The sequence below is a fragment of the Blautia intestinalis genome, from assembly GCF_014297355.1.
GTDB classification, from domain to species: domain Bacteria; phylum Bacillota; class Clostridia; order Lachnospirales; family Lachnospiraceae; genus Blautia_A; species Blautia_A intestinalis.
The window spans coordinates 265,174-289,764 of sequence record NZ_JACOQE010000003.1; the positions used below are offsets into that span (position 1 = coordinate 265,174).

General features: G+C 42.9%; 17 protein-coding genes. 15 read left to right on the top strand and 2 right to left on the bottom strand.

Features of this window, described 5'->3' with window-relative positions; genetic code table 11:
• Window positions 1–60: 60 nt before the first annotated feature.
• Entirely contained in the window at window positions 61–1,566 is a 1,506-nt protein-coding gene (locus H8Z79_RS07620; RefSeq protein WP_118039504.1) for a 4Fe-4S dicluster domain-containing protein, read from the bottom strand.
• 389 nt (window positions 1,567–1,955) lie between these two features.
• On the opposite strand from H8Z79_RS07620, the gene H8Z79_RS07625 reads away from it, so the two are divergent.
• The 6 genes from H8Z79_RS07625 to spoIVA all read left to right on the top strand — a co-directional run bounded on the left by H8Z79_RS07625 (window position 1,956) and on the right by spoIVA (window position 9,685).
• Window positions 1,956–2,435 carry a complex I 24 kDa subunit family protein gene (locus H8Z79_RS07625; protein ID WP_015542873.1) on the top strand — a complete coding sequence of 160 codons (480 nt, stop codon included), beginning with the start codon at window positions 1,956–1,958 and terminating at the stop codon, window positions 2,433–2,435.
• Entirely contained in the window at window positions 2,432–4,303 is a 1,872-nt protein-coding gene (locus H8Z79_RS07630; protein WP_015542872.1) for an NADH-quinone oxidoreductase subunit NuoF, read from the top strand. The genes H8Z79_RS07625 and H8Z79_RS07630 overlap by 4 nt, the downstream gene beginning before the upstream one ends.
• Window positions 4,304–4,318: 15 nt before the next feature.
• Window positions 4,319–6,007, top strand: coding sequence for a [FeFe] hydrogenase, group A (locus H8Z79_RS07635; protein WP_015542871.1), 1,689 nt, complete (start codon window positions 4,319–4,321; stop codon window positions 6,005–6,007).
• Window positions 6,008–6,666: 659 nt separating this feature from the next.
• Window positions 6,667–7,509 (top strand): fumarate hydratase, encoded by an 843-nt coding sequence (locus H8Z79_RS07640; RefSeq protein WP_118039503.1) that lies wholly within the window; start codon window positions 6,667–6,669, stop codon window positions 7,507–7,509.
• A gap of 2 nt (window positions 7,510–7,511) precedes the next feature.
• Window positions 7,512–8,081 (top strand): Fe-S-containing hydro-lyase, encoded by a 570-nt coding sequence (locus tag H8Z79_RS07645; protein ID WP_015542869.1) that lies wholly within the window; start codon window positions 7,512–7,514, stop codon window positions 8,079–8,081.
• Window positions 8,082–8,215: 134 nt separating this feature from the next.
• Window positions 8,216–9,685 (top strand): stage IV sporulation protein A, encoded by a 1,470-nt coding sequence (gene spoIVA / locus H8Z79_RS07650; protein WP_118039502.1) that lies wholly within the window; start codon window positions 8,216–8,218, stop codon window positions 9,683–9,685.
• A gap of 113 nt (window positions 9,686–9,798) precedes the next feature.
• Here the strand turns inward: spoIVA and fliB are convergent, their stop codons facing one another.
• A complete protein-coding gene (fliB, locus tag H8Z79_RS07655; protein WP_225876937.1) occupies window positions 9,799–11,028 on the bottom strand; it encodes a flagellin lysine-N-methylase in 1,230 nt (409 codons plus the stop codon).
• 151 nt (window positions 11,029–11,179) lie between these two features.
• Between fliB and H8Z79_RS07660 the strand changes: the two genes are divergently transcribed.
• The 9 genes from H8Z79_RS07660 (at window position 11,180) to H8Z79_RS07700 (ending at window position 24,100) form a co-directional block, all read left to right on the top strand.
• Window positions 11,180–12,190 (top strand): calcium/sodium antiporter, encoded by a 1,011-nt coding sequence (locus H8Z79_RS07660; protein ID WP_118039501.1) that lies wholly within the window; start codon window positions 11,180–11,182, stop codon window positions 12,188–12,190.
• Between the two features lie 143 nt (window positions 12,191–12,333).
• Window positions 12,334–14,172, top strand: coding sequence for a glutamine--fructose-6-phosphate transaminase (isomerizing) (glmS, locus tag H8Z79_RS07665; RefSeq protein ID WP_118039500.1), 1,839 nt, complete (start codon window positions 12,334–12,336; stop codon window positions 14,170–14,172).
• 206 nt (window positions 14,173–14,378) lie between these two features.
• Window positions 14,379–16,469, top strand: coding sequence for a sugar transferase (locus H8Z79_RS07670; RefSeq protein ID WP_118039499.1), 2,091 nt, complete (start codon window positions 14,379–14,381; stop codon window positions 16,467–16,469).
• 12 nt (window positions 16,470–16,481) lie between these two features.
• Window positions 16,482–17,894 (top strand): exopolysaccharide biosynthesis polyprenyl glycosylphosphotransferase, encoded by a 1,413-nt coding sequence (locus tag H8Z79_RS07675; RefSeq protein ID WP_118039498.1) that lies wholly within the window; start codon window positions 16,482–16,484, stop codon window positions 17,892–17,894.
• 146 nt (window positions 17,895–18,040) lie between these two features.
• Window positions 18,041–19,540 carry a hypothetical protein gene (locus H8Z79_RS07680; RefSeq protein ID WP_118039497.1) on the top strand — a complete coding sequence of 500 codons (1,500 nt, stop codon included), beginning with the start codon at window positions 18,041–18,043 and terminating at the stop codon, window positions 19,538–19,540.
• An 82-nt stretch (window positions 19,541–19,622) separates the two neighbouring features.
• Window positions 19,623–20,078: a hypothetical protein gene (locus H8Z79_RS07685; RefSeq protein ID WP_147348992.1), complete on the top strand. Its 456-nt coding sequence runs from the start codon at window positions 19,623–19,625 to the stop codon at window positions 20,076–20,078.
• Window positions 20,079–20,212: 134 nt separating this feature from the next.
• Entirely contained in the window at window positions 20,213–21,319 is a 1,107-nt protein-coding gene (locus tag H8Z79_RS07690; RefSeq protein WP_118039495.1) for an AAA family ATPase, read from the top strand.
• A complete protein-coding gene (locus tag H8Z79_RS07695) occupies window positions 21,320–22,039 on the top strand; it encodes a DUF3226 domain-containing protein (RefSeq protein ID WP_118039494.1) in 720 nt (239 codons plus the stop codon).
• A 783-nt stretch (window positions 22,040–22,822) separates the two neighbouring features.
• The gene (locus H8Z79_RS07700) at window positions 22,823–24,100 is read left to right on the top strand and encodes a sugar transferase (protein WP_225876938.1); all 1,278 of its coding nucleotides are present in this window, start codon (window positions 22,823–22,825) and stop codon (window positions 24,098–24,100) included.
• Window positions 24,101–24,591: the final 491 nt, after the last annotated feature.

A 24,591-nucleotide genomic window follows, 5' to 3' on the forward strand; every position in this document is an offset into this window, starting at 1 on the left:
AATCCTTTAAATTTTACTGAGCCATTTATGAAACGAGCCTCCGGAAATGAAAAATCAAAACTAGTTCAGCTCTATATCGACAAGTCCCTTCGGTGGAAGTTTCTTAGAACAGGAAGCAAGGAATTTCTTCAGTTCTTTCGAAGATTTTGCAACCGGTACATTGGTTCCGGCACCGCCCATACATCCACCAGGGCATGCCATACCTTCAATCATACAGCCATTGAGTTTGCCGGCTTTGGCAAGCGCGAGGACTTTTTTACATTCGACAAGACTTTCTGCATGTTCGATGTGAACCGGTACATCTGGATAATATTCTTTCAGGCACGCTTCGATTGCACCGGCAACACCGCCTGCAACAGCGTAACCACGTCCGGCTGCCGTTGCATCATGGAGTGAACCATCTTCTTCAAAAGAAGCAGGATCAATTTCACGTGCATCAAACATGGCATCTAGTTCTTCGAAGGTAAGAACAAAATCAACATCACTGCGGACGGTGCGGCGCATTGCCTCAAGCTTTTTGGAAGCGCATGGTCCGATAAAAACGACTTTTGCGTCAGGCTGTTCCTGTTTTACCTTACGTGCAGTGGCAACCATCGGTGTCAGTTCCTGAGAAATATTGTCGATCATGGTCGGGAAAAATTTCTTTGCCATCATGGACCAGGATGGACAGCAGGAGGTCAGAAGGAACGGAAGATTACCGGTAGCGACTTCTTTGGCATAATGGTGTGCTTCGGAAATTGCACCGACATCAGCACCGAAAGCAACTTCATGTACATCGGAAAAGCCCAGAACCTGCAGCGCGGTTTTGAATTTACCTGGTGTTACATCATCGCCAAACTGACTGATATATGCCGGGGCGACGATCGCAATAATTTTGTCTCCGTCGCGAAGCGCGTGAGAAAGCTGGAAAATCTGAGATTTATCAGAAATTGCACCAAACGGGCAGCTTACCATACACATACCACATGATACACATTTGTCTTCCAGAATGCTTGCACGGCCCTGCTCATCACTTCCAATCGCTTTGACTCCACATGCCTGCTCGCATGGACGTACGTTGTGTGAGATGGCATCGTATGGACAGGCTGCCTTGCATTTGCCGCATTTGATACATTTTTCCTGATCGATATAAGATTTGCCGTCTTTCATGGAAATTGCACCTTTTGGACAGGCCTGCATACATGGATGAGCCACACAGCCACGGCACATATTGCTGACGATGTATTTGTTTGGCGGACAGGCTGCACATGCAGATGGGATGACCTGCATAAGAGGCGGCTCATAATATTTTTCGTTGATATTGCTGGCTGCAAGACCGTCTGTCAGATGGACGGCTTTGTTTTCCGGGCGAAGAGAAAGACCCATGGCAAGACGGACTCTTTCGCTGGCAACGGCGCGTTCTCTGTAGATACTTTCGCGGTATTTTGCTTTTTCTTCCACAATATTGTAAGGAATTGCTTCAATATCATGGATCAGAGTTTCATCAGAAGATTCGAATCCGGCTTTAGCAACTTCGGCAAAGACTTTGTGTCGGATTGCCCTGACTGGTGTGTCATAATTTCGCATATGTATATCTCCTTAAACTTAATAAGAAATTTTTTTCATCTACCTTTCACTATAATAGTGTAAAGAATTTCCAAAAGCAACAAAATATATGTACTTTTAGAAGAACAAAAAAATGAATAGCAATACATTTTAAATAAAGTCACATGAGAATAACAAATTATGTGAAAGTTAGATGAAGAAAACAAGATTGATAAAAAATTATATAATATGTTAAAAACGTCACGAAAAAGTCGCGAAAAATAAAAAAATATAATAAATTAATTCAAAATATCTATATTTTCCTTGTTTAAAATATATATTTAATGTATAATTGGAGCTAACAAAGCTGTGTAAATTAGACAAAAACGATGAGCGCAGGAAAATCTATTTTCAAACAAGGAGGGAATTGAATGTTAGATCAGTCTTATTACGCGAAGACAGATGAGATCATCGAGCATTACGGACGCAAACCAGCCTCACTGATTCCGATCATGCAGGACATTCAGGCAGAATACCGTTATCTTCCGGGAGAACTTCTGACCTATGTCGCATCAAAGATAGGAGTTACAGAGGCTAAGGCGTACAGTGTAGCTACTTTCTATGAGAATTTTTCTTTTGAGCCGAAAGGAAAATACGTGATCAAAGTCTGTGACGGAACTGCCTGTCATGTGCGTAAATCCATGCCGGTTAAGGAAGCGTTGATGAAAGAGCTTGGACTTAGCAATAAGAAGCATACGACGGACGATATGCTTTTTACAGTAGAAACCGTATCCTGTCTTGGTGCGTGCGGACTGGCACCAACACTTACGGTAAATGATGAAGTACACCCGAAGATGACACCAGAAAAGGCAATCGAGCTGTTAAATGAATTGAGAGGTGAGACGGTATGAGTATTGTGAGTAAAGAAGATCTGCTCAACAAGCAGACTGAAGCAAAAAATACCCTGGAATCCTTTACCTGTCGTGTGCTTGTCTGTTCCGGTACAGGATGTATTGCTTCCGGCGCACAGAAGATTTACGACGAAATGATGAAATTATGCGAGAATCTGGATTGGGTAAGCGTGGAAATGCAGAAAGATGTTCCACATGTCGGTGTTGTTAAGACCGGATGTCAGGGACTTTGCGAACTTGGGCCTCTTATGAAAATCGAGCCTTACGATTATCAGTATGTGCATGTACAGGTGGAAGACTGTAAGGAAATCGTAGAGCGTACTGTTATGGAAGGCCAGCCGGTAAGCAGACTGTTTTATCGTGATCATGATACCGTCTGTCCACATCCATCTGATATTCCGTTCCTGAATCAGCAGACAAGAATCGTTCTTGAAAACTGTGGAAATATCGATGCAGAATCTATTGATGAATATATTGCAGCCGGTGGATTTCAGGCTATGGCAAAAGCTTTCTTTGATATGTCTCCGCAGGAGGTTATCGATGAAGTGACAAAATCCGGTCTTCGCGGACGTGGCGGAGCCGGTTTCCCTGCCGGTAAGAAATGGTCACAGGTAGCCCGTCAGAAAGAAAAAGTCCGCTACGTTGTATGTAACGGTGACGAGGGTGATCCGGGTGCATTTATGGATGGCTCCGTAATGGAAGGTGATCCATATAAGATGATCGAAGGTATGGTCATTGCAGCATATGCAGTAGGCGCTGAGAATGGATATATTTATGTACGTGCAGAATATCCTCTTTCCGTAAAACGTCTCCGCATGGCTATCGAGCAGGCGGAAGCGTATGGTCTCCTCGGTGACAATATCCTTGGTTCCGGAATAAATTTCCACTTACATATCAATCGTGGAGCCGGCGCGTTTGTCTGTGGTGAAGGTTCTGCCCTTACCGCATCCATCGAAGGAAAGCGTGGTATGCCGCGTGTAAAACCGCCGCGTACCGTAGAAAAAGGACTCTGGGAAAAACCAACAGTTCTTAATAACGTAGAGACATATGCAAATGTTCCGAAGATCATTCTTCAGGGTGCTGACTGGTTCCGTACCATCGGTACAGAAGGAAGCCCGGGAACAAAGACTTTCTCCCTGACCGGTGCAATCGAAAACACAGGTCTTATCGAAGTTCCGATGGGAACAAGCCTTCGTCATATTATTTATGATATCGGTGGCGGTTTAAAGAGCGGAGCGGCATTCAAGGGTGTACAGATAGGTGGACCTTCCGGTGGATGTCTGATTGAAGATCAGATCGACCGTCCACTTGATTTTGACTCCGTAAAATCACTGGATGCGATCATGGGTTCCGGTGGACTGGTAGTAATGGACGAAAACACCTGTATGGTAGAAGTGGCCAGATTCTTTATGAACTTTACACAGCGTGAAAGCTGCGGCAAATGTGTTCCATGTCGTGAGGGAACCAAACGTATGCTTGAAATCCTCGAAAGAATCGTAGAAGGAAAGGGCGAAATGTCCGACCTTGATGAACTGGAAGAGCTTGCAACCATGGTTCAGAGTATGGCTCTCTGTGGACTTGGAAAGAGTGCACCGCTTCCGGTCATCAGCACTCTGAAACGCTTCCGCGATGAATACGAAGAACACATCCGAGACAAGAAATGCCGTGCAAAAGTCTGCACCGCACTTCGTCAGTTCCACATCAATCCGGAATTCTGTATCGGCTGCGGCAAGTGTGCGAAGAACTGTCCGGCAGCGGCAATCTCCGGAAAGATCAAACATCCGTATCATATTGACAATGAGCTTTGTATCAAGTGCGGTACCTGTAAAGATAACTGTAACTTTGATGCAATTTATGTGGAAGCATAGGAAGGGGGCTGACTTATGGGTACAATGACAATTGACGGTAGAAAAGTGGAATTTACCGATGAAAAAAATATCCTTACCGTGATCCGTAATGCAGGCATCAACATTCCGACACTGTGCTATCATTCAGAGATTTCCACATTCGGAGCCTGTCGTTTATGTACGGTTGAAGATGACAGAGGCAAAACATTTGCATCCTGTTCCGAACAGCCGAGAGACGGAATGGTAATCTATACCAATACCGGAAGACTGAGAAATTATCGCAAACTGATCGTGGAGCTTCTTCTTGCAGCACATTGCCGTGACTGTACAACCTGTATCAAGAGCGGCGAATGTGTGCTTCAGGAACTGGCACATCGTCTCGGAGTAAGAAACATCCGATTCGAAAATACAAGAGAGCAGCATGAACTGGATTTCAGTTCGCCATCTATTGTGCGTGATCCGAATAAATGTATCCTCTGTGGCAACTGTGTACGTGCCTGCGAAGAAATTCAGGGAATCGGAGCACTTGGATTTGCATTCCGTGGAACAGAAGCTATGGTTATGCCGGCATTCAACAAAAAGATTGCAGAGACACAGTGCGTAAACTGCGGCCAGTGCCGTGTATTCTGTCCGACCGGAGCGATTTCCATTCATACAAATTCTGATAAAGTCTGGAAGGCTCTGGCGGATCCGGAAATCCGTGTGGTTGCACAGATCGCTCCGGCAGTTCGTGTAGCTGTTGGTGACCATTACGGCCTTCAGAAAGGCAGAAGTGTAATGGGCAAAATCGTCAATGCACTTCACCGTATGGGATTTGATGAAGTTTATGATACAAGCTTCAGTGCTGACCTTACCATTATGGAAGAATCAGCAGAGTTCCTTGACCGAATTGAAAAAGGTGAAAAACTTCCTCTTCTGACATCCTGTTGTCCTGCATGGGTAAAATTCATCACTGACCAGTATCAGGAATTTATTCCGAATCTTTCTACCTGCAGATCCCCACAGGGAATGATGTCCGCAGTAATTAAAGAATATTTCCGTGATCCGGAGCATGCGGCAGGAAAGAAGACCATCATGGTTTCTGTTATGCCATGTACTGCAAAGAAAGCAGAAGCAGTTCGGCCGAACAGCTATACACACGGAGAGAAAGATACAGATATCGTTATTACGACTACCGAACTGATCCGTATGATCGATAACTTCGGTCTTGACTTTGCGTCACTTGATCCGGAAGCATGTGATATGCCATTTGGATTTGGTTCCGGCGGTGGTGTAATCTTTGGTGTTACCGGTGGTGTTACAGAGGCAGTTCTCCGTCGTCTGAATCCGGATCATTCCAAGGAGACCATGAATGAAATCGCAGAGTGCGGTGTTCGTGGAGAAGAAGGCATCAAAGAATTCACAGTTCCGTATAAAGGAATTGATGTAAAAGTCTGCGTTGCCAGCGGTCTTGCAAATGCAAGAACCGTTATGGAACGTGTAAAGAACGGCGAAGCCGAGTATCATCTGATTGAGATCATGGCATGTCGTCGTGGATGTATCATGGGTGGTGGTCAGCCGACCAGAGCAGGTGACAGAACCAAGTATGCGAGAGCAAAAGGTCTGTACAATGCAGATAATACCATGATCATCAAGAAGTCCGATGAGAACCCGCTTGTACAGGAACTGTATGCCGGATTGCTCAAAGGCAAGGAGCATGAACTGCTTCATAATGAGTTTTATTGATTTGTAATTTGAGGGTATGATGAGAGTAATGTGATATAACACCGAGGTGAGGGACGTATCACTGAGGTGCAATGAGAAGAGCTGACACGGGATCTGTCCCTGCAACCGGCTTGCGTTTCTCGAAATTCTTTCATTCGCCTATTGATAACTGCTTTTGCAAACTCGCGCTGAAGCGCTCAGACAGTGCAACGCAGTTATCGCTGGAACGAAAAAATTTCGGAAGCTGCACCAGGTTACAGGAGACAGATCCCGGTCAGCTTTTTCTAGTTCCTCATGTTTTATGATTGTCATTTCGGCGGTTATATCACATGCTCTCATAGATACCTTCAAGTTCAAATGAATCAAGCATTATGACTCCGGTTCATTAGAGCTCCCGGTAGGGGCGTTCCGCCCCGACCCTGAGCCAACTTCGCATCCAGGCAAATTTTTGACGGATGCGATGGAATTAAATTGTGCGGAGGGGATACCAATTCACAGAAAGAAAGGCAGGCGGTCCGGTGACTCAGCGTGTCACCGGACCGCCTGCCTTTCTTTCGTGAACTATCGGTTCTCCTCCGCACAAATTCCTTCATCCACCCTTGCACAAAAATTCTCGATACGATACAATAAAACAAAAAACATAAAAATAAAAATACACAACACGAAGGAGTGCAACCGACATGCGTGAAATACAAGCATCCATGATTACGGACACCATCGAGAGACTTTGCATCGAAGCCAATCAGGTGCTTCCGGATGACATCAAAAAATCCATTCAGGCCTGTCGTTCCTGTGAGGACGGACAGATTGCCTGCGGTATCCTTGACAACATTATCGAAAATTATGAGATTGCCGAAAACGAACAAGTTCCGATCTGTCAGGATACCGGAATGGCCTGCGTTTTTCTTGAAATCGGACAGGACGTACATATTACAGGCGGAGATCTGAGCGAGGCAGTAGACGAAGGAGTACGCCGTGGCTACACCAACGGTTATCTGCGTAAATCCGTTGTCAAAGATCCGGTTCGCAGAGGAAATACCGGAGACAACACACCGGCAATGTTTTATACAGAAATCGTTCCGGGCGAAAACATCAAAATCACCGTTGGTCCGAAAGGCTTTGGCAGTGAAAACATGAGCGCGATCCGCATGTTTAAGCCATCCGCGGGAATCGAAGGAATCAAAGATTTTATCCTCGAAACAGTAGAGACAGCAGGTCCGAACCCATGTCCTCCGATGGTTGTCGGAGTAGGAATCGGCGGTACTTTTGATAAGGCAGCTCTTCTTGCGAAAAAAGCTCTGATGCGTCCGATAGATTCCGAAAACGAAGATCCATATTATGCAGACCTTGAGAAAGAAATGCTGGAAAAAATCAATCAGCTTGGCATCGGACCGCAGGGATTCGGAGGAAGAACAACCGCACTTGGTCTGAACATCGAGACCATGCCGACTCACATTGCCGGCATGCCATGTGCGATCAACATCAGCTGCCATGTGACAAGACACAAAACGGAGGTGATCTGAGAATGGAACGACATATTACACTTCCTCTGACAGAGGAACTTGCAAAAAGCCTTCATGCCGGTGATACCGTTTACCTTACCGGAACCATTTACACATCCCGTGATGCCGGACATAAGAGAATGTGCGAGGCACTTGCCAGAGGAGAAGAACTTCCTTTTGATCCGAAAGATGCAACGATTTATTATGTAGGACCAACCCCTGCCAAACCGGGGCAGGTTATCGGTTCCGCAGGACCGACTACAAGTGGACGAATGGATGCTTACGCACCAACGATGATGTCCGTGGGTGCGCGCGGCATGATCGGAAAAGGTGCCCGCCTTCCGGAAGTCATAGAAGCAATGAAAAAATATAATGGAGTTTATTTCGGTGCGATCGGTGGAGCAGGTGCGCTTCTTGCCAAATGCATCAAAAAAGCAGAACTGGTGGCTTATGAAGATCTCCAGTCAGAGGCGCTTCGCCGTCTTTATGTAGAAGAAATGCCACTGGTAGTTATCATTGACTGCGAAGGAAATAATCTTTACGAACAGGGAAGAGCATCATACCTGAAAGAACATGGTACAAAAGAAGCATAAATCTTATGCCAAACATGAATTAGTTGTGCAGATTTATTCTATAAGGAAACAGACAAAATCATAACAGAAGCCCCTTATGCATATATATGTAACAATACATGGGATTGTGTGAGTATATGCAAGGGGGCTTTTTTATGGAAAAATTTCAGGTTTACCGGGATATTCAGGCAAGAACCGGCGGCGATATATACATAGGCGTTGTAGGACCCGTCCGCACCGGAAAATCCACATTTATCCGCAGATTTATGGAGCTGGTCGCACTGCCGGAGATGGAACCGGCAAAACAGGCAGAGGTACGTGATCAGCTTCCGTTAAGTGGATCCGGAAAACTGATCACGACAGTTGAACCGAAATTCATACCGAAAGAGGCGGTAGAAGTGCCGCTCGGAGATGAGCAGAAAGTCCGCATCCGTCTGATTGACTGCGTTGGATTTCTGGTAAAAGATGCCAGCGGACACATCGAAGAAGGAAAAGAACGAATGGTAAAGACCCCGTGGTTTGAAAAAGCAATTCCGTTTCATGAGGCAGCAGAGACCGGAACACGTAAAGTTATCGAAGAGCATGCAACAATCGGCCTTGTGATTACGACGGATGGCAGCTTCGGAGAATTACCACGGGAAAACTTTGCCGAGGCGGAGGCAGCGACCATCAATCAGTTAAAAAAACAACGCAAGCCGTTTCTGCTTCTTGTGAATTCTCAGGCACCATACAAAGAAGAAACACAGAACCTTGTCCGCTCCCTGCAGGAAAAATATGGTGTCATCACCATGGCAGCAAACTGTGAACAGCTTCGCAAAGAAGATGTCACCAAAATTCTTTCGAATGTGCTGTATGAATTCCCTGTGACAGAAATTCAGTTTTTTGTTCCGAAATGGGTGGAGATGCTTCCGGCAGATCACGAGCTGAAAGCACAGATTCTGGACTGCATTCGCACGAAGATGAAAGAATTTCATCATATCAAAGACATCACCAGAGAATCGGTCAGCCTCGGGATTCCATGTGTACAGGAAACCATGTTGGAGGAAGTCTGTCTGTCGAGTGGCTGTGTCCGTGTTCGAGTGCAGGTCAAAGACGAATATTATTACAAAATACTCAGTGAAATGAGTGGGATTCAGATGGAAAGTGAATACGATCTGATCCACACGATGAAAGAGCTTGCTGCAATGAAAAAGCAGTATGTAAAGGTGCAGTCGGCACTGGAAGCAGTTCGCGATACCGGCTATGGTGTCGTTGTTCCGGAGCTTGATGAAATCCAGATTGAGGATCCGTCTGTAATTCGACAGGGAAGTAAATTCGGAGTAAAAATCAAGTCAAAAAGTCCATCTGTCCATATGATCAAAGCGGAGATTGAGACGGAGATCGCGCCGATCGTAGGCACGGAGCAGCAGGCAAAAGACCTGATTCAGTACATTGGCGAGAGTGGACAAAGAGGCGAAAGCATCTGGGAGACCAATATTTTCGGCAAATCCATCGAGCAGCTTGTGCAGGATGGCATCCGCAGCAAAATCGCATCCATCGGTGAAGAAAGCCAGTCAAAATTACAGGATACCATGCAGAAAATTGTCAACGACAGCAAAGGCGGCATGGTATGCATAATCATCTGAATATTATAAAAAAATATAGATATTCTCCATAGTTTATGAAAACACATGATATCATATGAGTAATATGATGCCATGTGTTTTTGCTTACTAAAAAGGCTGGAATGTCGAGAAGATTAAGTGGTTTTAGATATGAAGTTACTGAATCTAAATACATTTTCTTCATCCATCAACTCTTCAAATTTATTCAGATTCAGATCAGAGTGTTCCAGCTCGCGTGAGAAGCGATAACAGATGGAAACCATCTCATCAAAAGAAAAACTTCCGCCATTTTTCAGATAAGTTCCGACTGCCAGATCATGGATCATAAAAGTACATACAATCGCCATTTTTACTTTGGCGAAGATACGCCCGTCGTATACAGCACCGCAGAAATATGTGTAAATCCAGTAGAGCAGGAGCTGTTCTTCCTGAATTTCCCAGTCGGGGTATGCTGTGATAAAGGATTTGTAAATATCAGGTTCCTCAGCAAAATCACCGTCATAAAGCGGCACCAGCGTTTCCTCCAGATATTCATGCCAGCCCGGACGAAGGACTTCCATCTGCGGAATTACTGTCTGCCAGATCTGCTTCCTTAATTCCAATGAGGCAGAATCACAATTCCGGAAATTTGAATCAGATGCCATAACATCAGTATCTTTGTTTGTAGTAACACCTTTACCTGCAGTCCAGCTCCGCACTTTAGCCTGAAATTCTGCCGTAAATCCTGACCTTTCATGTCGTGCACGAATATCCTCCCACTGGAAAAGTTCATTTTTATCCAACGCCAGTTGGAAATCATGCGCACATACCAGCAGTTTTTGACAGCGCAACTTCACCGGAACAGATCGATCCTGAATAATGGAAAAAAGATAATCTCTCGTATCCATCAGAGCTGTAAAAAGAAAATAATCAAACTCTTCATAAGTTTCTTCCTTTGAAGGAACTTCCTGTGTCACAAAAGAAATTTTATTCCTGTGTGAAAGAAAAATCCGCGCAGCCTCCGGGCAGGAAAGAGAAAGCGAGTATTCGCGGAGTCCCTCAAATTCCTCAATATGACGCGGATATTTACGGCAGGTATCACAGAGCATATCCGCTCCGGCCTCACTGTAAATATCACAGAGATTTTCTTCATTCAGGAATGCACAGCGATGGTCATACTGGCGAAAAGCCTGTTCTGACCAGTCAATATCATTGTGCAGTCGGTTACGAAAAGGTCCTTTGAGTTTTTGGTACTTTTTCAGACTTTTTTTATCAATCATGATCTGCCAGCCTGCGCAGCATGTATCTGGGCAGGATCCGGCAATACAGGAAAATTCTTTATAAAAATCAGGGCGTGTGATCTGCATAGGGTAGTCCTTTCTCATAAAATATAATTCTGCAAAAATATAATCATACTTTTCTATAACATTATTTCTTCTATAAAACAACTCAATCATACTTCCCCTTGCTGTATCTGTCAAATTGGGATATACTGTCAACAACTGAAGCGAAAACGAAAAAGGAGACAGGCAGACTATGGAAAATTTTATTAATCAGTCACCATTTGCACTGGTGCTGGTATTTCTTGTAATAGGATTTGTATTTCTGATAAAAGGAGCAGACTTCTTTGTAGAAGGCAGTTCCAGTATTGCACACAAACTAAAAGTTCCGTCCATTATCATCGGACTTACGATCGTAGCAATGGGAACATCCCTGCCGGAAACAGCAGTCAGCGTGACCGCATCTCTGGCACATAATAATGAACTTGCCGTCAGCAACGTAGTCGGCTCGAATATTTTTAACCTGATGTTTGTTGTCGGAGTTTGCGCTGTTATCACACCGATTATGGTACAGTATGAGACCATCACAAGAGACATCCCGCTTTCTATCATCTGCGCCCTGCTTTTGCTCGGACTTGGATATCTGGCAATCGGAGATAAACACAACATGATTCTGGGACACCTCGATGGAGTCATTTTTCTGGTACTGTTTGCAGCCTACATTGTCGTGATGATTCGCACAGCAATGAAAGCCAGGGCAGAGGGAAAAAAGACAGAAATCGAGAGTATTGAAGAAGCAGAAGAAAGCACACAGAAACTTCTTTCCTATCCGAGGAGCATCCTTTATATTGTAGGCGGCGCAGCAGCAATCGCTTTTGGCGGAGACCTGACAGTAGATGCAGCAAGCCGGATCGCGATTGACCTCGGTATGAGCCAGACGCTGGTAGGTCTTACGATCGTTTCCATCGGAACATCCCTTCCGGAGCTTGTTACTTCACTTGTGGCAGCACGTAAAAACGAAATTGACATGGCAGTCGGAAACGCAGTCGGTTCCAATATTTTTAATATCCTGATGGTACTTGGTGTTGCGGCATCCATCAGTCCTGTAGCTCTGATCAGCGTCAATCTGATCGATATTCTGGTGCTTATTGGATTTTCAATCCTTGTTCTGTTTTATGCAATAACGGGCAAAAAAGTCACCAGAGCAGAGGGCGCGTCGATGGTGTGTCTGTACCTGATCTACACCATCTACATCATACTCAGATAAGAGCTGTCCGGCGAAACCGGGTTGAACATCTGCCGGTTTTGTGTTATCATAGACGAAAAATTGATTTTTGTATAATTATGTTTATTTTTTACATTATATTGTAAGCTGCATATATTAAGCAAAAGAGAAGAGGAGAAATATTTATGTGTGGAATCGTAGGTTTTACAGGAAACCATCAGGCAGCACCGATTCTTCTGGATGGACTGTCCAAGCTTGAATACCGTGGATATGATTCAGCCGGAATCGCTATTCGCAGCGGAGAAGGCAAGACAGAAGTCATCAAGGCAAAGGGGCGTCTGAAAGTACTCGCAGAAAAAACAAACGGCGGAGAATCTGTTCCGGGAACCTGTGGTATCGGACATACCCGCTGGGCAACACATGGAGAACCGTCCGAAAACAATGCACATCCGCATGTGAGCGATGACGGAAACGTAGTTGCCGTACACAATGGTATTATCGAGAATTATCAGGAACTGAAAGACAAACTGCTCCGCAAAGGATACACTTTCTATTCAGAGACAGACACAGAGGTTGCCGTCAAGCTGGTAGATTACTATTACAAAAAATACGAAGGAACTCCGGTCGATGCAATCAACCATGCAATGGTTCGTATCCGTGGTTCCTACGCACTTGCAATTATGTTTAAAGATTATCCGGAAGAACTTTATGTGGCACGTAAAGACAGCCCGATGATCCTTGGTGTGGCCGATGGAGAATCCTATGTGGCATCCGACGTTCCGGCGATTCTGAAATACACAAGAAATGTTTACTATATCGGCAACCTGGAGATGGCTCGCGTCCGCAAGGGTGAGATCACTTTCTACAATCTTGATGGCGAAGAAATCCAGAAAGAAATGAAGACGATCGAATGGGATGCAGAAGCAGCCGAAAAAGCCGGATTCGAGCATTTCATGATGAAAGAAATCCATGAGCAGCCAAAAGCAGTCAGAGACACACTTAATTCCGTACTCAAAGACGGACAGATCGATCTTTCTGAAATCGGACTTTCCGACGAAGAAATTCAGGAGATCAGCCAGGTGTATATCATTGCCTGCGGCTCCGCTTACCACGTAGGCATGGCATCACAGTATGTATTTGAAGATATAGTGCGTGTACCGGTACGTGTAGAGCTTGCATCTGAGTTCCGTTACCGCAACCCGATTCTGGATCAGAAAGCACTGGCAGTGATCATCAGCCAGTCAGGTGAGACTGCAGACAGCCTTGCGGCACTGCGTCTTTGCAAAAATGAAGGTATCCGCACAATGGGTATCGTAAACGTAGTCGGTTCCTCTATTGCGCGTGAAGCAGATAATGTATTCTACACACTTGCAGGTCCGGAGATTTCCGTTGCAACTACGAAGGCATACAGTACACAGCTGATCGCAGCATATGTACTGGCAATCCAGTTCGCAAAAGTAAAAGGTACGATTTCCGAAGAACAGTACTGCACATATATCAAAGAACTTGAGACTCTGCCGGATAAAATCCAGCGGATCATTGATGACAAAGAACGCCTGCAGTGGTTTGCATCCAAACAGGCGAACTCAAAAGATGTGTTCTTCATCGGCCGTGGTATTGATTATGCAATCAGTATGGAAGGCAGCCTGAAGATGAAAGAAATCAGCTATATCCATTCTGAGGCGTATGCAGCAGGTGAGCTGAAACATGGAACCATCTCCCTTATTGAGGATGGTACACTGGTTATCGGTGTGCTGACACAGCCGGCTCTTTATGAAAAAACAGTTAGCAACATGGTAGAGTGCAAGAGCCGTGGTGCATATCTGATGGGACTGACCACATTTGGCAATTACAATATTGAGGACACTGCAGACTTTACCGTATATATTCCGAAGACAGATCCGCATTTTGCAACGTCCCTTGCGGTAATCCCACTGCAGCTTCTGGGTTACTTTGTCAGCGTTGCAAAAGGTCTTGACGTTGATAAGCCGAGAAACCTTGCAAAGAGCGTTACTGTAGAATAATTTTTCAGCAGAAATAAAATAATAAAATGCATCACCTGAGAATGATTTCTGAGAGGTCAGACAAGGGTGGTGCTTTTTTCATTAAATGAGAACTGTTCTGAAAAAGGGAGTAAATGTGATTATTTTTCAAAAAGATGACAATTATGGGAATGTTGTGGTAAAATACAGACATCAGAGAATTACGAGGAGAAAAGAAAGGGGCTCTTATGCCAAAAATATCAATCGTTACTCCGGCTTATAACTGTGAAAAATATTTAGAAGAGGCAGTAAACAGTGTCCTTGCACAGAGTTTCGAAGAATGGGAACTGCTGATCATTGATGACTGTTCAAAGGATGCAACCTGGCTGCGGATGCAGGCACTTGCAAAGAAAGATAATAGAATACGAATTTTTCAGAATCAGCACAATTCCGGTTCAGCGGCAACCCGAAATAATGGTATCCGACAGGCGAGAGGTGAGTGGATCGCGTTTCTGGACAGTGACGATCTGTGGAGACCGGAGAAGCTGCAACGGCAGATGTCAGTTCTGAGAAAACATCCGGATGCTGCGTTTCTGTTTACAGGATCGGCCTTTATAGAAGATGATGGAATGACCATTGCCCATGTACTTCATGTACCGGAGAAAGTAAGCAGGAAAAAACTTCTGAAGCAAAATGTGATTTCCTGCTCATCCGTGTTGATCCGAAGAGAACTGATGCTGGAATTTCCGATGCCGGAAGAAGACGGAATTCACGAGGATTTTGCTACATGGCTCGCCATCCTTTCCAAAATTCCATGCGCATATGGGGTAGATGAGCCGCTGCTTGTTTATCGAAGAGCACTTGCGTCCAAATCAGGCAAAAAGGGCAAGTCCGCGCATATGAACTGGCAGACATACATTAAAGCCGGTGTGCCGACGGTAAGCCGCGTTTATTATATGGTAAGCTATACCCTGCATGGACTCAGTAAATATTCCATGTTATGGTGGAGAAGTTATCGTCTGATGATGAGAAAAGAACGGTTCAAAAAACTGTTTCTGATGATCATGAATGCACTGCTGCTCCTTGCATGGACAAGCGTATTTGCGCATGCATGGTATCAGAAATACAACTATAAAGCGATTATCGGACGACAGTATTCCTTCTGGGGATATGTGGCATTATTTGTTTTGTATGCGGCATTAAATATCCTGATCGGAAAGGTGTTTTCTGTTTTTCGTGTTGTGCATCAGCAATATATCGAAATATTGCTTTCGCATGGATTTACCGTAATTCTGGCAAACGCTGCGACATATATCGAGCTGGCTCTGATCGGACGATGGAGATTCCGTATGCATATTGCACCGATGATCGCTGTAGCAGCAATCAACCTGCTGATCGGTCTGGTGTGGTCACTTTTGGTACGGTGGCTGTATGCCAACATTTATCCGGCACACGAAGTACTTCTGATCTATGGCAAAAACAACATGGAATCCTTAGAAGAAGAACTTCTGAAACAGGGTGAACGTTTCCATCTTAAAACCAGAATTTCGTTAAAGGAAGGCCGGGAAGCCATCATTCGTGAAATCCGGCGGCACGAATCAGTCATGCTCGGGGAAATGCCGGAGGAAGAAAGAACTTTTTATATCCGTTATTGTTACGAACAGAAGAAGAGATGCTATTGCCAGACGACATTAGCCGATATTCTGCTGATGAGTTCCGAAAAAATCTCACTTTCAGATAAGACTTTGCAGCTGTTTCGTAACTGCGGCCTGACGGTCGAGCAGAGAGTGGCAAAAAGAGTTTTTGATATTGCTTTTTCTGCGCTGGTGCTGGTGCTTTTGTCATGGCTGTATCTGATTCTTGCCTTATACGTAAGGATTGCGGCAGGTGCCCCGATTCTGACTAAGAGGGAATGCCTTACAAGAAACGGAAAGCATTTCTGGCAGTACAAATTCCGCACCATGAAGCCGGGCAAAACGATCGAGGATCCGGATCCGTGGATCCCGGGCGGATATTTCCTGATGGTATCGCACCTTGATGAACTTCCGCAGTTTTTCAATATCCTTAAAGGAGATATGTCAGTAGTCGGTCCGTATCCGGAACAGGTGGAGTCGGCAGAACACATTCAGAAAAAACTTCCGGAATTTACGTATCGTCAGGCAGTCAAAGCAGGCCTGACCGGATATGCCAAAGTTCACGGCAAATACAGCAGTTCCAAGTCAAATCAGTTAAAAATGGATTTCTATTATATCCAGAACTACTCCTTTGCACTGGATCTGAGCATTATTGCGTCAACACTGAAGGTACTGCTGGAGCCGTCCGTGAGCAGGAGAAAATAATTAGGAGAAAACATGAAAGAACAATCAAGAACCAAAATGCTTGCTCATGACATTCCGCTTCGTGTTGTAAAACTGTTGAATGTCATTCTTATGACAATACCGTTTGCCTGGTGCTGGTATGGGTACTATGTCGGACAGATGGAAAACAGCTTCTATAAAAAAGGAAACCTGCTGATGCTGGTTCTCTTTATGCTGGTATATTTTATGTTTGCCAGAGTATACAGCGCATTCCTCGTGTCAGTAAATCGTATATCCGAAATGGTCTACAGTCAGGTGCTGGCGGTGCTGATCACAGATGGAATCACCTATCTGGTGATCGTACTTCTTGTTAAGGGATTTCCGAGTGTGATACCGGGACTGCTGGCAATCGCCGGTCAGACTGCGATCTCTTTTGTATGGTGTACACTGGCACATCTCTGGTATTTCCGTACGTTTCCGCCACAGAAGACCATGATCGTTTATGATGTCCGTGAAGGAATGGAGAAACTGATCAGCCAGTATGACATGCAGAAAAAATTCAAAGTGGAAGAAGTACTTCAGGTAGAAGAATGCCTGAACGATATGAAAAAACTGGATGAGATGGAGACGGTTTTTCTCAGCGGTATCCACAGCCGTGAAAGAAATATCATCCTGAAATACTGTATTGACAGGCATGTGCGTGTATATGTGATTCCACGTGTGGGAGATGTCCTGATGAGTGGAGCCAAACAGATCCACATGTTCCATCTGCCTATGCTGCGGATTGGAAGATACGATCCACAGCCGGAATACCTTTTTCTGAAACGGCTGGCGGATATCGTCTTTGCCGGTGCTGCAGCCATTATATTGTCACCGATCATGCTTATTACAGCAATTGCGATCAAAGCTTATGATGGCGGTCCTGTTTTTTACTCACAGACCCGTCTGACCAAAAACGGGAGAGAGTTTGGCGTGCTGAAATTCCGTTCCATGAAAGTAAATGCAGAGAAAGATGGTGTGGCGCGTCTTTCAAGTGGTGAGAATGATCCGAGGATCACACCGGTCGGCAGAGTTATCAGAAAATGCCGTATCGATGAACTGCCACAGCTTTTTAATATTCTGAAAGGGGATATGACAATCGTCGGCCCACGTCCGGAAAGACCGTCTATTGCAGCAGAATACGAGAAAGTTATGCCGGAATTTCGCCTGCGCCTTCAGGCCAAAGCAGGTCTGACCGGGTATGCACAGGTTTACGGCAAGTACAATACGACACCATATGATAAACTACTGATGGATCTGACATATATCAGTCGTCCGAGCCTTCTGGAAGATATGATGATCATGTTTGCAACCGTAAAAATATTATTTATGCCGGAGAGCACAGAAGGCGTCGAAGAAGGCCAGATCACAGCCATGCAGGATACCCCTGCCGCCAGAGCTGATAAAGAAAAAAAAGATGAGCAGTAAAATAATGAAAAGTCGTTCACGTATCATAAGCTGGACGGCTTTTTTGGATATTATGTAATAAATGAATAGAAGGAGTAATTTCCACGCAGTCCGAAAACAAAAAACTGTTTGCTGATAAAATAGCAGCAGTATTTTCGGAAGAGAACATGCGGGAAATTTATCTGAGTTTAAAGGAAACTCCCGGATATGAATATATCGAAATGTTGAGAGAAAAACTTGGCAGATTGTGCGAAGCGTATGAGGTAGATGCAGAGCATTTTGTAAATGAATTTATCAAAATGTTCAAAAAATGCATTTACAAAAATGACAGAAGACTAGCGTATGAAATATGGGGAGAAGAGCTGCTTCAGGAAGTTCGGGAAATGCATGACAATATTCTGGAGATGGGAGAGGCAATTTCGGCCTTTATTGCATCCGGAAATTTTGTGCCTGCAACTGTAAATGAACCCGTGCTTACAGATAATGAACAGGAGACACTTTCAGAAGATGAAAAACTCTTAAAATGGGAACTTCATCTTCCGGAGAGAAAAGAAAAATTCTTTTTTATAGGACAGACATTATTAAGACTACACAGGGAAAACATATGTGATGAAGAATGGAAACGGATATTCGAGATAACAGATAAATGTGCGGATGTAATAGACACAGGAAAAGATCAGCTGCAGATTGAGAAAATCAAGTATTCTTTCATGCAGATGAAAATTACCGATGTCCGACTGCAGCTAAAAGAAGTAAAATTCAGCAAAGAAGCTTACAGCGTACGAATGCAGGCTGCAGGACTCATGGCGGAATGTGGGATGCTGGATGATGCGGAGAAAGAACTGACATTACTTGAAGCAAAACTTGAAAGAAAGATAAAAGAGGAAAACAACAGAGACAGACTGGAAATTGTTTATCACCGTTCCATATTGGCGAGCAGTTACTTTTTGCACAGATTTGTACTTTATGGACTGGAGCCTATGAGGGATGATATCCCACTGCACAGGCTTAACCGAAAAATCCGACTGTACAGAGATTATTTTGACTACGAAAAAGAGAGAAATACATTCTGCAAAGAAATGCAGAGACAGCAGAACAAAGCACGCAAAGAAGTTCCGTTTGAAATGAACAGAGATATCAAAGTAATATGCCGTGCAGATATACGTGCAAGACATGACTACGCATTTTACAGAATGCTTGACCGTATAGCTGTTCCGCTGCATATAAACTGGGTCAGACTGCTGGATAACGATGAGTCGGAATTTATATCAGGCCTGACAGGCACTACATCATATGTCGGCTGGTATATGCTCCTGAGGTTTGAATCCCTGAATACAGTGAAAAAAGTACTGACGAGGAAAAAGTGCATAAAACTCAATGAAAAAGATGGAGAACATGTGCGGCTTATATTCAAATATGTTTATGGGGCTGTTGAAAGAACGACTGATGAGATGCATGGAAAAGATGAGGATTTTCGGGGAAATGCATATGGTCATATAATCAAAAATGGCATGGAAATCTTGCGCAGACTGGCTTCGGCAGCAACAATTGCAGAACAGAAAAAACTGGTACTACTGATGCTGAAGCAACAATATAAAAAATATATCAGAGGAATCTCGGGTAAAAATAGCACAGATGGAAGCAGAAATCAGCTCGTACAATATTGAATGCATGGAACTCCGGGTACTGATATGCACGGATGAAGAGTTAAAAAATATCACAGATCAAATACTGGAAGGATGCAGATCAGTGGATAAGGAAATCGTAACTTCAGCAGCAGAGGCAATACTGGTATTGCTGTTGGCGGATATCGAAAAAACATGGATGAATAAGATATGCGACTCGTTGCTGGAGCTTTGCTTTTATCGAAAAGAGCCAGGTCTGCATGATTTTCTGCGTCTGTTAGATATCAGTATGTATCTTGACAAAATGGAATTAAGTGAATTCCGTCAGAAGAGATTAAGTACAATACTGGCAGATATCGATTTACAGACAGATTACAATCAAATTACAGACGAATCAGAAACACAGATAAAGGAAATTATCATGACCAGAATGCTCTGTGCACATCTGGCGTATCAGCTGTATTTATATGAAGAAAAGCAAAATATGGAGCATGCAGAGGGTACTTTGCTCTGGAAGGATATATGCCGGGGTGAACGCTCCTGTAAAGAATTTGCAGAAGTAAGGAATGGGTGGATATAAATGTAGTCGATTTATTGTATTGTATGTCGAACATATCTAAAACTTAAAATTGTATTTTGATTATTTATCCGTTATACTAAAAATAATACTGATAAGTTGAAGGTATTATCTCTGAAAGGGAGTAAAATATAAATATGAAAAATATAAATGAGATTAATATAAAATCGTTTAGAGGAATTAGAAATCTTAGATTAACTGATCTTGCACAAGTCAATATTATAGCAGGAAATAATAACTGTGGAAAAACAAGTGTTTTGGAGATAATTGAGAGTCTGAGACAGCCAGATGACATTTTGATGTGGAGCTCTTTGAGCAGAAGAACGACGACATCTATGCGTAACAGAATGTCTTTTTATGAAGGTATTTATGATTTGTTTGATATAAATATAGAAGATAAGAGGCTGGAGTATACTTTTAAGACGGAAGATGACATCGTAACACTTTGGGCTGATGCTGTTGAGAGTGTGGAGGAAATTACAGAGAAACGTTATGAAGCTATATCCGGGCTATCTTATATAGAAAAAGAAAATCGAGAAGAGTTAGAAGATCAGACGAGGGAAATTGCCAGGATAGAGTTTAAAGTTGCATTAAATGGAAAAGCGATATTAAAAGAAAAAATTTATGAGGGACAAATGAATGCATCTGTATATCCACGTCCTTTGAGAAGACAAAAGAGTCTTACTCAAAATATAGTCTATATTTCTCCAACAAGACATGCTTCAGGAGAAGTCTTTTTAGGCGAAGTATTAAACAGGCCAGACCTTTATGAGGAAATGCTTTCAATTTTGAAGGAGTTTGATGAAAATATATTAAGTATAAATTATGATAAAAATAATTTTGGCAGAGGGACATACAAAATCCTTTCAAAATCTAATAATAAAGCATTACCGTTAAATGTTTATGGTGATGGAATGAAAAAGGCAATTTTATTAATGAGCGCAGTTGTCAAGGCAAACGATGGAATTTTGCTTTTGGATGAGTTTGAAACCGCAATCCACACTTCTGCAATGGAAAGAACATTTAAATGGATACTGGAAACCTGTAAAAAACTGAATGTACAGGTTTTTATGACATCTCATAGCATTGAGGCTATATCGAAAGTGCTAAAGTGCTGCCCAGATATGGAAAAAGATATAAGAATGATTACATTGGTAGAAACTTTAAATGGCATAAAAGCACGTAATGTGGATGCTACAAAAGCTATAAAGCTGAAGGAGCAGTATGGATTGGAGTTAAGATAGATGAAAACAATGATTTTTTGTGAGGGAACAACTGATTTATTGATGATTCAATATGTGCTTCAATATAAATATGGATGGCATTACAATGGATTTCTGGAAAATGCAGAAACAAACAGACTGAGAAAAAAGACATTAAAGAGAGATACGGATATTGTAGATATTGAAAGCTGTGGAGGAATAATGAACATTCCTAAAAGGATGCAGGAGTTGCAGGAGCAGATTCAAAATACAACGAGAGAAGAGGAGTTAGTCAATAAGGTAATTATATTGATTGACCATGATACAGTTTCTAGCAACAGAGAATTCCTGGATAAAATTAATGAAAAAATAGGAACGTATTTTCTTGAAGAGGACATTAATGTATTACGAAAGTGGGCTGTTGACAATGATTTTTTGGAGTCGACAGAATTAGACATATATATCAAATGTCTCCCGGAAAGCGAAGTTGGTGCAATTGAATCAATTATGCTACAGGCATTGGATACGGATTCGATAGAAAGCAAAATAATTCAGGACAGCAGACAATTTATAGAAACAGAAGCGGAAAATCAGGACAGATACCTACAGAAAAAATCATTGGTTTCAAAAGCAATAGTCAATACATACTTTGCTATCAGAATGCCAGAGGAAAAATACGATGAAAGGGCAAGAATATTGAAAGCATATAATTGGGAAGAAAATGAAGTGCTCAATGATAGTTTTGCATTTCTTAATATTTGAAGAAGTAGTTCTTGTATGTTGAAAGTCCTTTTCTGGAGCAATAAGAAGTCGCCCACTTATCGTAAGATATCCGGGCGGCTTTTTACATAGGAAAGAGCTTGAGAATGTCGAAAAATATCGAACTTATTGTATTGTGTGTCGAATCTCATCGGGTTACCATAAAAAAGCTGTTGGGATGCATGACTGAAACGCACAATAATTCCAACAGAAAATATAGTTAAATTCCCATCCGCGATAACACAGAGTTATGTCAAAACTTACGAAAACTATGGCTATTTATGTTCGCTTTGCGTTTTGGGGTTTGCATAAATGAAAGTATGTGATATAATACATTCGCGTATGGAAAATCATTAAATTCAAAAGCAACACAATTGCGGAAGGACAACAAACAGCCCCGAAATTTCACGGGGGGGGGTATAGGAAAGATTGAGATAGAATGTTGCGAGTGTACAGGTTTAGTCGCAGGACAGATTCCCCAACCTCTGGTAATTGGAGAAATGTGAAAAAGAAAATTGAAAATCGAAACCCTTATGTTACATATCTTGAAAATCTTGATGCACTTCCCTTGAGTTGTTTCATTCTGCTTTCTGTATGGGTCTTTGGAAGATGGCATATTTTACTAAATCCATGTATTAAAAATGTAATTGGAATAAACTTCCTTTTCTTTGGAATGTTTATTGTGTCTGGTTTTATTTTGTTTTACTTAGAATGTTACTTACACCGTTGTGGGGATAATCGTAAGTTGACAAATATATTATAAAAATGTAAGGGGAAGGAAAACGTATGTATAGAAAAGATTCTGAGGGATGGCTAAAACACGCGGACTTTATAATTCTGGATATGCTCTGCCTGCAGTTGGCTTATGTATTGGCATATGCGATCAGCGGATATGGATTTAATCCATATGCAACTATTATTTACCGTAATATGGCAGTATTCCTTGAACTGGCAGATCTTGTCGTGATCTTTGGATACGGCACCATGAAAAGTGTACTGAAACGAGGATATTACCGTAATTTTATCGTCACTTTGAACCACTGCATCATAGTAGGCGCACTGGCAATCTTATACCTGTTTTTGCTGCAGGAGGGACAGCTGTTTTCACGACTGACCCTGATCCTCACCATAGTCATTTATCTTGGACTTACCTATCTGGCAAGGGAACTTTGGAAGAAGCTTCTCAGAAAGCAGATGGAAGATGGCGGAGAACGGAAGCTGCTCATTATTACCTCAAAGGATATGGCCGAGAAGGTTGTCCTGAACATGCAGGAAAATAATTATGCCAGATTTACCATTGCGGGTGCGGCTGTAATTGATGCCGACTGGACAGGAAGAGAAATCCATGGTGTACCGGTAGTCGCTGATGAAGAAGTTGCTCCTATGTACGTGTGTCAGGAATGGATCGATGAAGTGCTGATCGTCATTTCAGAAGAACTCCCATATCCGGCTGATTTAATTTCCAAATTAACAGAAACCGGAGTAACCGTACATCTGAATCTGGCAAAGATCACCAATGTTCCGGGTAAAAAACAGTTTGTAGAAAAGGTTGGAAATTACACGGTTCTGACTACAAGCATCAACTATGCGTCAAGCAGACAGCTGATGCTGAAACGTTTGATGGATATTGCCGGCGGTCTTGTCGGATGCATCCTTACAGGGATTATTTGCATCTTCGTAGGACCTGCCATTTATATTGCGTCTCCGGGACCGATCTTCTTCTCGCAGGAACGCGTGGGAAAGAACGGAAAGAAGTTCAAAATGTATAAGTTCCGAAGCATGTATATGGATGCGGAAGAACGTAAGGCAGAGCTTATGAAAGACAATAAATTAGGCGATGGAAAAATGTTCAAGCTTGACTTTGATCCACGTGTTATCGGAAATAAGATTCTCCCGGACGGTACACACAAAACAGGTATCGGAGATTTTATCAGAAGGACAAGTCTGGATGAATTTCCACAGTTCTTCAATGTATTAAAAGGAGACATGTCGATCATCGGAGTCCGAGATATAATAGGGACAACCAGAGAAAACTCCAGTATTTATGCGGCATGTGTGGCTTAAGCGTTTTATGATAATTCGATTTTTCATTGCTGCAGCAGGGTCACATTATAGCGGTTCATAGATATTGGATGGCTCTTTGGATGCTCAGTTTGACCCAATCACAGAGCAATAAAAAAATCGAAAAGGAGAAAACTTGAGCCTGTTAGTCTGAAAAGAATGACAGGCTAAGGGACGTTAGTTGCAGATATGAACAATGAAAAACTAAAAAATTAAAATCCCCCAGAGTGTGTATGTGTGGGGGGGGGGTAAAGCGAGGTATGAAAAATGAAGCAGAAGCGGATCGCTGAGTGCAAATGCAATTCCCTAGCCCCTTATAGTGGGAAAGAAGCAAACGGAAAAATTGAATATGGCAAGAATCTGATGAAACATCGGAAAATCTATCTGGCAGTTTCTATAGGCTGTCTGCTTATGGCTGCTATCTATTATCAAATAGCATCACATTTCTTAATTAATCGAAATCCATTTTTTTATTGTGCTTTGCCTGCCCTGAT